This window comes from Serratia sp. JSRIV001 (assembly GCF_019968745.1).
Classification (GTDB): domain Bacteria; phylum Pseudomonadota; class Gammaproteobacteria; order Enterobacterales; family Enterobacteriaceae; genus Chania; species Chania fonticola_B.
Window position 1 is genome coordinate 5637302 of the sequence record NZ_CP074147.1, and the last position, 12834, is coordinate 5650135.

The 12834-nt window shown below is 56.4% G+C and carries 12 protein-coding genes; 3 read left to right on the forward strand and 9 right to left on the reverse strand.

Translation table 11 applies throughout. The features are described from left to right. The first annotated feature begins 126 nt into the window (after window positions 1-126). Both KGP17_RS26165 and KGP17_RS26170 read left to right on the forward strand, forming a co-directional pair. Window positions 127-330, forward strand: a complete 204-nt coding sequence (locus tag KGP17_RS26165; protein ID WP_021181815.1) for a 2-hydroxymuconate tautomerase family protein — start codon at window positions 127-129, stop codon at window positions 328-330. Window positions 331-483: 153 nt separating this feature from the next. After that, complete coding sequence (locus tag KGP17_RS26170) at window positions 484-1416, forward strand: sugar kinase (protein ID WP_223498607.1); 933 nt, start codon at window positions 484-486, stop codon at window positions 1414-1416. An 87-nt stretch (window positions 1417-1503) separates the two neighbouring features. Here KGP17_RS26170 and ilvC read toward each other — a convergent pair whose 3' ends face one another. Beyond that, a complete protein-coding gene (ilvC, locus tag KGP17_RS26175; protein WP_021181818.1) occupies window positions 1504-2979 on the reverse strand; it encodes a ketol-acid reductoisomerase in 1476 nt (491 codons plus the stop codon). 168 nt (window positions 2980-3147) lie between these two features. Here ilvC and ilvY point away from each other — a divergent pair, with 168 nt between their 5' ends. Continuing rightward, the gene (gene ilvY / locus KGP17_RS26180) at window positions 3148-4032 is read left to right on the forward strand and encodes an HTH-type transcriptional activator IlvY (RefSeq protein WP_059201933.1); all 885 of its coding nucleotides are present in this window, start codon (window positions 3148-3150) and stop codon (window positions 4030-4032) included. Here ilvY and KGP17_RS26185 read toward each other — a convergent pair. The 8 genes from KGP17_RS26185 to KGP17_RS26220 form a co-directional block, all read right to left on the reverse strand. Beyond that, window positions 4027-4728: a DUF2461 domain-containing protein gene (locus KGP17_RS26185; RefSeq protein WP_021807370.1), complete on the reverse strand. Its 702-nt coding sequence runs from the start codon at window positions 4726-4728 to the stop codon at window positions 4027-4029. The genes ilvY and KGP17_RS26185 overlap by 6 nt on opposite strands. 21 nt (window positions 4729-4749) lie before the next feature. Then, window positions 4750-6294 carry a threonine ammonia-lyase, biosynthetic gene (gene ilvA, locus KGP17_RS26190; protein WP_021181821.1) on the reverse strand — a complete coding sequence of 515 codons (1545 nt, stop codon included), beginning with the start codon at window positions 6292-6294 and terminating at the stop codon, window positions 4750-4752. 5 nt (window positions 6295-6299) lie between these two features. Further along, window positions 6300-8150 (reverse strand): dihydroxy-acid dehydratase, encoded by a 1851-nt coding sequence (ilvD, locus tag KGP17_RS26195; protein WP_021181822.1) that lies wholly within the window; start codon window positions 8148-8150, stop codon window positions 6300-6302. A gap of 67 nt (window positions 8151-8217) precedes the next feature. After that, window positions 8218-9144, reverse strand: a complete 927-nt coding sequence (ilvE, locus tag KGP17_RS26200) for a branched-chain-amino-acid transaminase (RefSeq protein WP_021181823.1) — start codon at window positions 9142-9144, stop codon at window positions 8218-8220. A gap of 21 nt (window positions 9145-9165) precedes the next feature. Next, entirely contained in the window at window positions 9166-9423 is a 258-nt protein-coding gene (gene ilvM, locus KGP17_RS26205) for an acetolactate synthase 2 small subunit (RefSeq protein WP_021181824.1), read from the reverse strand. Further along, window positions 9420-11066 (reverse strand): acetolactate synthase 2 catalytic subunit, encoded by a 1647-nt coding sequence (ilvG, locus tag KGP17_RS26210; RefSeq protein WP_037376516.1) that lies wholly within the window; start codon window positions 11064-11066, stop codon window positions 9420-9422. The genes ilvM and ilvG overlap by 4 nt, the downstream gene beginning before the upstream one ends. A gap of 141 nt (window positions 11067-11207) precedes the next feature. Next, a complete protein-coding gene (ilvL, locus tag KGP17_RS26215) occupies window positions 11208-11306 on the reverse strand; it encodes an ilv operon leader peptide (protein ID WP_071681478.1) in 99 nt (32 codons plus the stop codon). 133 nt (window positions 11307-11439) lie between these two features. Next, window positions 11440-12672 (reverse strand): MFS transporter, encoded by a 1233-nt coding sequence (locus KGP17_RS26220; RefSeq protein ID WP_223498608.1) that lies wholly within the window; start codon window positions 12670-12672, stop codon window positions 11440-11442. Between the last annotated feature and the right edge of the window lie 162 nt (window positions 12673-12834).

Genomic DNA, 12834 nt, shown 5'->3' on the forward strand with positions numbered 1-12834 from the left:
TAACGTTGCCGGAAATTTGTCGATCTTGTTATCGGCAACGCACAATAAAACTTTAAACCTGGGTAAAAGGTCCCTACATTAAACCATTACCTACATGCAACGTTTCTATAACAAGAGGAAAATTTAATGCCCTACGTAAATATCAAAATTACCCGCGAAGGCGCAACCGCGGAGCAGAAAAAACAGCTAATTGCAGGCGTGACCCAACTGTTGGTCGATACGCTCGGCAAAAATCCGGCCACTACCGTGGTGGTTATAGATGAAGTGGAAACCGATAACTGGGGGATTGGTGGTCAATGTGTCACCGATCTGCGCGCGGCGGCCAAGTAGTTTTCCTTCCTCAGCGGCGGGAAACCACGCGTTTCCCGATCGCGATCATAAACTAATTAAAACGCTGTTTTATTCCTATTGACTCGCTTCGCCCTTGCGTTGAGACTGGACGTATTCGCAGCAACCAGACTCATTATCAAGCCAGGGATTATCATGAACAGCAAAAACCTCGCCGTGATCGGCGAATGCATGATCGAACTGTCGCAGAAAGGCGCCGATCTCAGCCGTGGATTCGGCGGCGACACCCTCAACACTGCCGTCTATATCGCCCGTCAGGTGCCGCAACAGGCGCTGAACGTGCATTACGTCACCGCGCTAGGCACCGACAGCTTCAGCCGGGAAATGCTGCAAACCTGGCAGCAGGAGCAGGTAAAAACCGATTTGATCCAGCAATTGGACAACAAGCTGCCGGGGCTGTACGTGATCGAAACCGACGATACCGGCGAGCGCACCTTCTATTACTGGCGCAACGATGCGGCCGCACGCTACTGGCTGGATGGCCCGCAGGCAGAGAGCCTGTGTGCACAGCTGGCGCAGTTTGATTACCTGTATCTGAGCGGTATCAGCGTGGCGATCCTCAACCCTGCCAGCCGGGAAAAACTGCTGACCCTGCTGCGCCAATGCCGGGCCAACGGCGGCAAAGTGATCTTCGATAACAACTATCGGCCGCGGCTGTGGCAAAGCCAGCAAGAGACTCAGCAGGCCTATCGCGAGGTCCTGGCCTGTACCGACATCGCCTTCCTGACGCTGGATGATGAAGATTTACTGTGGGGCAAGCAGCCGGTTGAGCAGGTGGTGGGCCGTACCCGCGACTTTGGCGTGAGTGAGATTGTGATTAAGCGTGGCGCAGATTCCTGCCTGGTGTTCAGCGCCGATGGGGGAACCCACGACGTACCGGCGGTCAAACTGCCAAAAGAGAAAGTGATTGATACCACCGCCGCCGGAGATTCCTTCAGCGCGGGTTATCTGGCTGTACGCCTGACCGGCGGTGATGCGGTTAGCGCGGCCAAACGTGGTCACCTGACCGCAAGCACGGTGATCCAGTATCGCGGGGCCATCATCCCACACGAGGCGATGCCACAATAATTCCCGAACGCCAGAAATGCACAAGGCCAGCAACGATGCTGGCCTTTTTAGTTGGCCCGATAAATCGGGCCTCTACAATCTTGGTATTTAACCGGCTACTGCGATACGTTTCATATCGGTCATGTAGCCACGCAGTTTGCGGCCAACGGATTCGATCGGGTGGTTACGCACCGCTTCGTTCACGTCACGCAGCTGCGCGTTGTCAACGGTGGTACCAGCAACTGATTTACCCAGATCGCCCGCCTGCAGAGTGGTCATGAACTCTTTCAGCAACGGTACCGCCGCATAAGAAAACAGGTAGTTACCGTATTCTGCGGTATCGGAGATCACCACGTTCATTTCATACAGACGCTTACGCGCGATGGTATTGGCGATCAGCGGCAGCTCGTGCAGTGATTCGTAGTAAGCAGACTCTTCGATGATGCCTGAATCCACCATGGTTTCGAAGGCCAGCTCAACGCCCGCTTTGACCATTGCTACCATCAGTACGCCGTTGTCGAAGTATTCCTGCTCGCTGATTTTGCCTTCAAACTGCGGCGCAGTTTCGAAAGCGGTTTTGCCGGTCTCTTCACGCCAGGTCAGCAGTTTCACATCGTCTGCGGCCCAGTCTGCCATCATACCGCTGGAGAATTCGCCAGAGATGATGTCGTCCATGTGCTTCTGGAACAGCGGAGCCATGATGCCTTTCAGTTGCTCAGACAGCGCATAGGCACGCAGTTTCGCCGGGTTGGACAGGCGATCCATCATCAGGGTGATACCGCCCTGTTTCAGCGCTTCGGTGATGGTTTCCCAGCCGAACTGGATCAGTTTTTCTGCGTATGCCGGGTCGGTACCTTCAGATACCAGCTTGTCGAAGCACAGCAGAGAACCCGCTTGCAGCATACCGCACAGGATGGTCTGCTCGCCCATCAGGTCAGATTTCACTTCTGCAACGAAGGAAGATTCCAGCACGCCTGCACGATGGCCGCCAGTGGCTGCCGCCCATGCCTTGGCAATCGCCATGCCTTCGCCTTTTGGATCGTTTTCCGGGTGAACCGCGATCAGCGTTGGTACACCGAAACCACGTTTGTATTCTTCACGCACTTCGGTACCTGGGCACTTAGGTGCAACCATCACTACGGTGATGTCTTTACGAACCTGCTCGCCAACTTCAACGATGTTGAAGCCGTGGGAGTAGCCCAGCGCAGCACCGTCTTTCATCAGCGGCTGTACGGCACGAACTACGGAGGTGTGCTGCTTGTCTGGCGTCAGGTTAACGACCAGATCGGCCTGCGGGATCAGATCTTCGTAGGTGCCAACCTTGAAGCCGTTCTCGGTGGCTTTGCGCCATGAGGCACGCTTCTCGGCAATCGCTTCTTTACGCAGCGCATAAGCCACGTCCAGGCCGGAATCACGCATGTTCAGACCCTGGTTCAGACCCTGAGCACCACAGCCGACGATCACCACTTTTTTCCCTTTCAGGTAACCGGCTTCATCCGCAAATTCGTCACGCGCCATGAAACGGCACTTACCCAATTGCGCCAACTGCTGACGCAGGTTCAATGTGTTGAAATAGTTAGCCATGGTGATGCTCCAGTTAGATGTTGTGTCGTGCAATATTATTCTCATTCCCGCCCTGTCTATGCGGGATCCGTTGAAACCAATGTATAACAGGAATTGCGTTGCTTAAATTGATATATTACGAACGTGACGTTGCAATTTCTGCAACACCCCGCTGCGAGCGTACTGATTATGGACTTACGTGATCTCAAGCTGTTCCTGCACCTGGCTGAAAGCCATCACTTTGGCCGCACGGCCAAGGCGATGCACGTCAGCCCCTCTACGCTTTCCCGCCAAATCCAGCGGCTGGAAGAAACGCTTGGACAGTCGCTGTTTCTGCGTGATAACCGAACCGTAGAGCTGACCGATGCTGGCGAACAGTTGAAAGTGTTTGCTCAACAAACGCTGCTGCAGTATCAGCAGTTGAAACATTCGCTTGGCCAGCACGGCCCTTCTCTGAGTGGCGAGCTACGCTTGTTCTGCTCGGTCACTGCCGCTTACAGTCATCTGCCACCGATCCTCGACCGCTTCCGTGCCCAGCATCCCCTGGTTGAAATCAAATTGACTACCGGTGATGCCGCCGATGCGGTGGACAAAGTGCAATCCAACGAGGCCGACCTTGGTATCGCCGGGCGGCCTGAAACACTCCCCACCAGCGTCGCCTTCACCCAAATCGGTGAGATCCCGCTGGTGCTGATTGCTCCCGCTCTGCCGTGTGCGGTTCGAACGCAGGCTTTTGCAGAGCAGCCGGACTGGGCCAATATGCCGTTTATCCTGCCGGAGCATGGCCCATCAAGAAAACGCATCGAGCTGTGGTTCCGCCGCCAGCACATCACCAATCCGCTGATTTACGCCACCGTCGGCGGGCATGAGGCGATTGTTTCGATGGTGGCATTAGGCTGCGGTATCGCGCTGATCCCCAGCGTGGTGGTAGATAATAGCCCGGAGCCCGTTCGCAACCGCATCTCTCAGTTGGAAAATATCTCGATGGTCGAACCGTTCGAACTGGGGGTCTGCGTGCCGAAAAAACGCCTCAACGAACCGCTGATTGAGGCGTTCTGGCGTTTGCTCTCATAAGTCTGCAGGGTCGATCTGCTTCATCGCTTCCACCTGCATCAGCCACTGGTACAGCGGCTCCAACTGCTGGAAACTCTGCGTAAGGGTAGCGACCAGATCGGCGCTGAACAGTTTTTCCACCTGATTATCTGTGGCCATCACCGCAAAGGACTTACGGTTGTACCAGGTGGCAATCTCCGGTGCCTGTTCCTTCACCAACGGGCGCTTATAGCTTTCCCCCACCAGCTCGAACGGCGCACGGCAGCACTCGGCCACCTCCAAAAACGGCTGTGGCCTGCGCAGCAAGGTGTGGCGAAACAGATCCATGGTGGCTTTGTCGGCGCTGTAATAACCCAGGCCATAACGCAGCATGTCCGGCCCCAGTTCAAAGAAGTACACCGGTGCCAGCTTCCAGTCTTTGCTTGGCCGCTTGAAGGTCAGCCACATGCGGCTACGGTAGCGGGATTTATCATGGGAAAAACGCGTGTCGCGATGAATGCGCGACAGCGTTTTGCCAATGGCCGGACGGGTTTCAAACTGCGGGTCAATCATCAGCATCGCAGGACTCAGCGCATCCACCAGCGAACGGAACGGCGTTAACAGCTCACGGTCATACACGCCCCGATTGGCATCAAACCACTCCTTGTCGTTCTCGATCCGCACCTGTTGCAGGAAGTCCAGCCCTTGTTGGCTGAACCCGGTGAACTCATTACTCATACGCTATCCTTGTCGCCGATGTTAGCCCTGCAGGAAGAACCGGAAGGCCGGGTTGTCGGTCTCATCATGGCAGTCGTAACCCAACGCCTGCAGGTGTTGCTCAAACTCTGGCTCAGTCTGAGAAAGCTCAAACCCTGCCAGCACGCGACCAAAATCGGTACCGTGGCTGCGGTAGTGGAACAGCGAAATATTCCAGTGCGTGCCCAGCGTTTGCAGGAACTTGAGCAGAGCGCCCGGTGACTCTGGGAACTCAAAGCTGTACAGACGCTCACGCAGCGGTTTCGAAGGCCGCCCGCCCACCATGTAACGCACGTGCAGTTTTGCCATCTCATCGTCGGACAGGTCTACCACCTGATAACCATCACGGTTCAGCTCATCGATGATTTCCAGCCGCTCGGTATGGCCCCTGGTCAGGCGGACCCCGACAAAGATGCAGGCGTTGTCAGCATCGGCATAGCGGTAGTTGAACTCGGTAACCGCACGGCCACCCAACAGCTGGCAGAACTTCAGGAAGCTGCCCTTCTGTTCTGGAATGGTCACCGCCAGCAGCGCTTCGCGTTGTTCGCCCAGCTCGCAACGTTCGGAAACGTAGCGCAGTCCGTGGAAATTCACATTAGCACCGGAAAGCACATGGGCCAGCCGCTCGCCCTGAATATTGTGCTGCTGCACGTATTTTTTCAGCCCTGCCAACGCCAGCGCGCCAGAAGGTTCGGCGATGGCCCGCACGTCTTCGAACAGATCTTTCACCGCTGCGCAGATCGCATCGCTATCGACGGTGATCACATCATCAAGGTATTCACGGCACAGACGGAAGGTTTCATCACCGATGCGCTTTACTGCCACGCCTTCAGCAAACAACCCGACGCGCGCCAGATCGACCGGCTGCCCGGCATCCAGCGCCGCACGCAGACAGGCCGAATCCTCAGCTTCCACGCCAATCACTTTGATTTGCGGCATCAGTTGCTTGATCAGCACCGCGACACCGGCCGCCAGGCCGCCACCGCCAACCGGCACAAACACCCGGTCCAGGTGCGCGTCCTGCTGCAATAGCTCCATCGCCAAAGTGCCCTGCCCGGCAATGACTGCCGGGTGATCGAACGGGGGTACAAAGGTCATGCCCTGTTGCTGCGAAAGCTCAATCGCCTTGACCTTGGCTTCGTCGAAGTTGGCACCGTGCAGCAACACTTCACCGCCGAAACCGCGCACCGCATCAACCTTGATATCCGCCGTCGACACCGGCATCACGATCAGGGTTTTGATCCCCAAACGGTTGCCGGAAAAGGCGACACCCTGCGCATGGTTGCCCGCAGAGGCCGTGACCACACCACGCGCCCTCTGCTCTTCATCCAGGCTGGCAATCATCGCGTAAGCCCCGCGCAGCTTAAAGCTGTGCACCGGCTGGCGATCTTCGCGCTTCACCAGAATGGTATTGCCGAGGCGCGCAGAGATCTTGCCCATGGTCTGTAACGGGGTGACCTGAGCCACCTCGTAAACTGGCGAGCGGAGTACCGCTCGCAAATATTCGGCGCCACAGGGGGCGTCGGGTAGGGGTTGTGATACCGCCATGGTGGTTAGCCTCCCAGCTTGCTCTTGTCCCGCACTGCGCCTTTATCAGCACTGGTGGCCAGCGTAGCATAAGCACGTAACGCATAAGATACCTGGCGCTCACGCGCTTTCGGTGTCCAGGCCGCATCACCGCGTGCCAGTTCCGCCTCACGGCGTGCAGCCAGTACGCTCTCCGGCACATCCAGCACCATGCTGCGTTTCGGGATATCGATATCGATCATGTCCCCTTCTTCCACCAGCGCAATCAGGCCGCCGCTGGCCGCTTCCGGCGAAACGTGACCAATGGATAAACCGGAGGTGCCGCCTGAGAAACGACCATCGGTGATCAGCGCACAGGCCTTGCCCAGCCCCATCGATTTCAGATAGGTGGTTGGGTAGAGCATTTCCTGCATGCCCGGCCCGCCTTTTGGCCCTTCATAACGGATCACCACTACGTCGCCGGCCACCACTTTACCGCCAAGAATCGCCTCAACGGCCGTATCCTGGCTCTCATAAACTTTGGCTGGCCCACGGAAAGTCAGGTTGTCTTTATCCACGCCAGCGGTTTTAACGATGCTGCCGTCTTCGGCCATGTTGCCATACAGCACCGCCAAGCCCCCTTCCAGACTGAAGGCGTTTTCCAAAGAGCGGATACAGCCATCGGCACGATCGTTGTCCAGCGTGTCCCAACGGCAGTCCTGTGAGAATGCCTGGGTGGTGCGGATGCCCGCCGGACCTGCGCGGAACATTTTCTTCACGGCCTCATCCTGGGTCAGCATGATGTCGTACTTTTCCAGGGTCTCTGGCAGCTTCATCCCCAGGATGTTATCCACATCGCGGTTCATCAGCCCGGCGCGATCCAGCTCGCCAAGAATGGCAAGTACGCCACCGGCACGGTGTACGTCTTCCATGTGGTATTTCTGAGTGCTTGGCGCGACCTTGCACAGATGTGGCACTTTGCGGGACAGGCGATCGATATCCGCCATGGCGAAGTCTATCTCGCCTTCCTGCGCTGCCGCCAACAGGTGCAACACGGTATTGGTGGAGCCCCCCATCGCGATGTCCAGAGTCATCGCATTTTCGAATGCGGCCTTGTTGGCGATGCTGCGTGGCAGTGCACTCTCATCGTCCTGCTCGTAGTAACGCTTGGTCAGTTCGACGATGCGCTTACCGGCGTTCAGGAACAGATCCTTACGATCGGCGTGGGTCGCCAGCAGCGAACCGTTGCCCGGCTGAGACAGGCCCAACGCTTCGGTCAGGCAGTTCATGGAGTTGGCGGTAAACATCCCGGAGCACGAGCCGCAGGTTGGGCAAGCGGAACGCTCGATCTGCGCGCTGTCGGCGTCGCTGACGTTCGGGTTGGCACCCTGGATCATCGCATCGATCAGGTCCAGCTTGATGATTTTGTCGGAAAGCTTGGTTTTACCGGCTTCCATCGGGCCGCCGGAAACGAAGATCACCGGAATATTCAGGCGCAGTGACGCCATCAGCATCCCTGGGGTGATCTTGTCGCAGTTGGAGATACATACCATCGCATCGGCGCAGTGGGCATTCACCATATACTCCACCGAGTCGGCGATCAGCTCGCGCGACGGCAGAGAATAGAGCATGCCGCCGTGGCCCATGGCGATCCCATCATCCACCGCAATGGTGTTGAACTCTTTGGCAACGCCGCCGGAGGCTTCGATCTGTTCTGCAACCAGCTTGCCCAGGTCGCGCAGGTGCACATGGCCCGGCACAAACTGGGTGAAGGAGTTGACCACCGCAATAATCGGTTTGCCGAAATCGTCGTCGGTCATCCCGGTCGCGCGCCATAATGCGCGGGCACCCGCCATGTTGCGGCCGTGGGTGGTGGTGGCGGAACGGTACTTAGGCATGCTCTTCACTCCAAAAATAGTCATTTTACGGACGGCGAACGAACCATCCGTTTAGTGTTGTCTGTCGTTATTGGTTTACCGGATCCAACCAGCCGTACTTGTCTTCGGTTTTGCCGCTGAACAGGCCAAAGAACGCCTGCTGGATCTGCTTGGTAATTGGGCCGCACTTGCCGATCCCTACCTGAATGCCATCCACGCTGCGCACCGGCGTGATTTCCGCCGCGGTGCCGGACATAAACACTTCGTCCGCCAGATACAGAGACTCACGGGAAAGCACTTGCTCGCGCACTTCGAAGCCCATGTCTTTTGCCAGCTTGATGATCGCGTCACGCGTGATACCCGGCAGAGCGGAGGAGGTGAACGGTGGAGTAAACAGTACGCCGTCTTTCACTTCAAACAGGTTCTCGCCTGCGCCTTCAGAGATATAGCCGTGAACGTCCAGCGCGATACCTTCCTGATAGCCGTGGCGGCGTGCTTCGCTGCCCACCAGCAGTGAGGAAAGGTAGTTGCCCCCGGCTTTCGCCGCGGTAGGAATGGTGTTTGGTGCTACACGGTGCCAGGAAGAGACCATCGCATCGATACCTTGATCCAGCGCTTCTTCACCCAGATACGCGCCCCAAGGAAACGCCGCGATAATCACGTCGGTTTTATAGCCTGCCGGTGGGTTAACGCCCATGCCAACATCACCAACAAACACCAAAGGACGAATATACGCGCTGACCAGATTGTTTTTACGCAGCGTAGCACGGCAGGCTTCCATCAGCTCATCGACGCTTTGCGTTACCGGCATGCGGTAAATTTTTGCCGAGTCATGCAGACGCTGCATATGTTCACGGTGGCGGAATACCACCGGGCCTTTATGGGAGTCGTAGCAGCGAACCCCTTCAAATACCGACGTTCCGTAGTGCAGCGCATGCGACATTACGTGAACCTTGGCATCGGCCCAAGGAACCATCTCACCATTGAACCAAATATAATCGGCTTTCTTCGTCATTGTTCTGTTCCTTTTGCGCAATCAGGCGCGTATTTGTTGTGATGATTGTTGCTGGATCTCAACGCTGGAGACATCCATCAGTTTGCTCAACTGAGATGACAGTAAATCCACAGGGCGCTGGCTGGCAACGGTCAATTCAATATTTATATCGTCGCTATTGCTGCCCGAAGCCATATTCATAGCACAGACCTGGAAGCCACGGTGACGAACAACGCGCAATACGCGCTCTAACATTTCAGGGCGGAAGCGGGCCTGGATCGAGAGTTGATGCTGCATCATGATACTTTCTCCAACATGGTTTCGTTGCCTGCGCCCGGCGGCACCAGCGGCCAGACGTTCTCGAGTTCATCAATGGAAACCTGCAGCAGATAAGGCCCTTCGCTGTTAAGCAAGGTATCGAGCGCGTCTGCGACCTGGTCTTTGCGGGTAATACGTTGGCCGGGGATGCCGAAGGCGCTGGCCAATATCAGGAAATCGGGGTTATCGGAGAGGTTGGTTTCGCTGTAACGGCCATCAAAGAACAGTTGCTGCCACTGACGAACCATCCCTAAACGCTGGTTATCCAGTAACACGATTTTCAGCGGTAACTGTTTGCGTTTGATGGTACCCAGCTCCTGCACGTTCATCATGAAGGAACCATCTCCGGACACGCAGATCACCATATCCTCCGGGCGTGCCATCTGCGCACCTACCGCTGCGGGGATACCGAAGCCCATCGTCCCCAACCCGCTGGAGGTGATGAAGTTCTCTGGGCGTTCAAAGCTCATGTGCTGCGCGGTCCACATCTGGTGCTGGCCCACGTCGGTGGTCACCACGGTATTGGCCGGTTTGCGTTCAGACAGTTGCTTGAGCAGCAACGGAGCATAGATCGGTTGGCCTGGGTGGTCGTAACGCCAAGGGTGAGTTTCTTTCAGTTCGGCCACCCGTTGCAGCCAAGGGGCGATCTGCATCGGCTGTTGCAGCGCTGGCAGCAGGGTTCTCAGATCCCCTTGCAGGGCCACATGTGCCTGACGCAGCTTGCTCATTTCTGCCGGATCGATATCCATGTGGATCACCTTGGCCTGCGGCGCAAAGGCGTTCAGCTTGCCGGTCACCCGATCGTCAAAACGCGCGCCTACGGCTATCAATAAATCACACTCCTGCACGGCGAAGTTGGCAGCTTTGGTGCCATGCATACCCAACATGCCGAGATAATACGGATGGTTGGCATCCGGTGCGCCCAAGCCTTTCAAGGTCGCCACGGTTGGGATTTGCGTCAGCTCGACAAATTCCCGTAATGCCGAGACTGCCTGCGCCATCCCTACGCCACCGCCCACGTACAGCATTGGCTTCTGCGCCTGTGCCAGCAACTGCGTGGCCATAGCCAGCTCCGCCGTAGGATGTTCAAACTGGTCTTCTACCGGCATCAGATGAGGAGGCAAATCGCCCTGCGCCAGTTGGATGTCTTTCGGGATGTCGATCAGTACCGGGCCTGGGCGGCCGCTGGTGGCGATGGCAAAAGCCTCTGCCATGATCCCTGGCAGCGCTTCCAGCGACTCCACCAGGAAACTGTGTTTGGTACAGGCCAGAGACAGGCCAAGAACATCGATCTCCTGAAAAGCATCGGTACCGATAAGCGCAGAGCCTACCTGACCGGTGATCGCAACCACTGGCACCGAGTCCAGCAGCGCATCCGCCAACCCGGTGATCAGGTTGGTCGCGCCGGGGCCAGAGGTGGCGATACAGACGCCAACTTTGCCGCTGGAACGAGCATAGCCAATGGCCGCAATCGCCGCACCCTGCTCATGACGACACAGCAGATGTTCAACTCCGCCGTCATACAACGCATCGTAGACCGGCATGATCGCACCACCGGGATAGCCGAATACCTTGTCTACCCCCTGCGCACGCAACGCTTGAACTACCCACTGAGCACCATTCATGGTTATTTCCCCGCCTTGTTGCGGGAAGTGCAGGATTTTATTCTGTTGGTCATTCTCTGCTCCTTGTTCATATTTTCTTGGCATAAAAAAACCCCCGGACCTTTTGGGTGCGGGGGTTATCTTGCGATTCCGGCTTGTTTTCTAAGCCTTTCTTCGTCCAAGTGCAGCCCCGCACGGTGGGATAATAATCACCACCACGCTAATCACGACTAGGCTAATCACTTGGGCTAGGGCTTTCATAATTGGGTTGTTCACTGTGCTCGTTTCGAACTAATGCCTACAGAGTTACCATAGCAGCCGGTAACCTGACAACACTTTTTTTGCGTTATTATTCGGCGCTGCCGGGTCAAAGCTGCAACAAAGTGCATGAAATTCAAACGCTAACACCAGCACCAGGCGCTTTACTTTCCACCGCAATCGCTTTGCCGCGCGTATCCTTGCCGAAATACACCAGCACCGCGATCACGATCGCCACTGTCCCGGCAATCATCGCCATCGCCAGGCCGTAGTTTTGCCCATGATGTTCCGCAATCGTGGCCTGCAAGGTCGCGTTCACTGAGGCAATAAGATTACCCAGCTGATAGACAAACCCCGGCAACACCGCGCGGGTATTCGCTGGCACCAGTTCGTTGAGGTAGGTTGGGATCACACCCCACGCGCCCTGCACCATGAATTGCATCATGAACGCCCCCAGCCCCAGCATGAACGAACCGCTGGCGAAGGCCCACAGCGGGATCACCGGTAACGCCAGCAGGGCCGCAATAATAATGGCTTTCTTACGGCCAATTTTTTCCGACAGGGCACCAAAGAAAATACCGCCGATAATGGACGCGATATTGTAGCTAATGGCGATGATACTGACGGTTTTAGGATCGAAACCGTGCTGAATTTTCAGGAAGGCCGGATACATATCCTGGGTGCCGTGAGAGAAGAAATTAAACGCCGCCATCAGCAGCACCAGATAGAGACACAGCTTCCAATGACTCTTCAGGACTGGCAGCAAAGCGGTGCTGTCTTTACGAGCCCGTGCCGCCAGCCACACCGGCGACTCTTCCACGCAGAAGTAGATAAACGGCAGCAACAGGATTGGCGCGGCCCCGATCACGAACATGCCACGCCAGCCGACCACTTCAAACAGCAGGCCGTAGACCACCGCCGCCAACAGATAGCCAAACGGATACCCCGCCTGGAAGATACCGGACATCAAGCCGCGCGAACGATCTGGGATGCTTTCCATCGCCAGCGAAGAGGCCACGCCCCAGATGCCCCCCATCGCCACGCCGTAAAGCACACGCAGCAACAGGAAGACGGTCAAAGAAGGAGCAGCCGCCGACAACAGCTCAAATACCGAGAAAAACACGATATTCAACATCAGGATTGGTTTACGGCCGTACTTTTCCGCCGCACGGCCAAAGATCAGGGCGCCAATCGGGCGCACCGCCAACGTCAGCAGGATCGCCAGGGTGACTTCTTCCATCCCCACCTGAAAAGCCTGAGCTATATCGCTGAGCAGGAAGACCAGCACAAAGAAATCGAAAGCGTCGAGCGTCCAGCTTGAAAAGCTGGCAATTGCCGCATTGCGCTGCAGCGGAGTCCAACCGAACATAGTGTTATCCCTACCGTAGAGTATGAAGTTATCAGGTTTAGCGGCGGCCGCAGCGGGTGCGGTAGCGGTCGGGGCTTTGTTAATGAAGTGATTTTTTATTTTAACCAATTGTTAAATACACCCATTAACCCTGCTGTTGCAACTTGGTTAGCTTGCTAATTT

Coding starts and splice junctions, on each gene's coding strand:
- KGP17_RS26165 (WP_021181815.1), top strand. CDS start 127: ATGCCCTACGTAAATATCAAAATTACCCGCGAAGGCGCAACCGCGGAG.
- KGP17_RS26170 (WP_223498607.1), top strand. CDS start 484: ATGAACAGCAAAAACCTCGCCGTGATCGGCGAATGCATGATCGAACTG.
- ilvC (WP_021181818.1), bottom strand. CDS start 2,979: ATGGCTAACTATTTCAACACATTGAACCTGCGTCAGCAGTTGGCGCAA.
- ilvY (WP_059201933.1), top strand. CDS start 3,148: ATGGACTTACGTGATCTCAAGCTGTTCCTGCACCTGGCTGAAAGCCAT.
- KGP17_RS26185 (WP_021807370.1), bottom strand. CDS start 4,728: ATGAGTAATGAGTTCACCGGGTTCAGCCAACAAGGGCTGGACTTCCTG.
- ilvA (WP_021181821.1), bottom strand. CDS start 6,294: ATGGCGGTATCACAACCCCTACCCGACGCCCCCTGTGGCGCCGAATAT.
- ilvD (WP_021181822.1), bottom strand. CDS start 8,150: ATGCCTAAGTACCGTTCCGCCACCACCACCCACGGCCGCAACATGGCG.
- ilvE (WP_021181823.1), bottom strand. CDS start 9,144: ATGACGAAGAAAGCCGATTATATTTGGTTCAATGGTGAGATGGTTCCT.
- ilvM (WP_021181824.1), bottom strand. CDS start 9,423: ATGATGCAGCATCAACTCTCGATCCAGGCCCGCTTCCGCCCTGAAATG.
- ilvG (WP_037376516.1), bottom strand. CDS start 11,066: ATGAATGGTGCTCAGTGGGTAGTTCAAGCGTTGCGTGCGCAGGGGGTA.
- ilvL (WP_071681478.1), bottom strand. CDS start 11,306: ATGAAAGCCCTAGCCCAAGTGATTAGCCTAGTCGTGATTAGCGTGGTG.
- KGP17_RS26220 (WP_223498608.1), bottom strand. CDS start 12,672: ATGTTCGGTTGGACTCCGCTGCAGCGCAATGCGGCAATTGCCAGCTTT.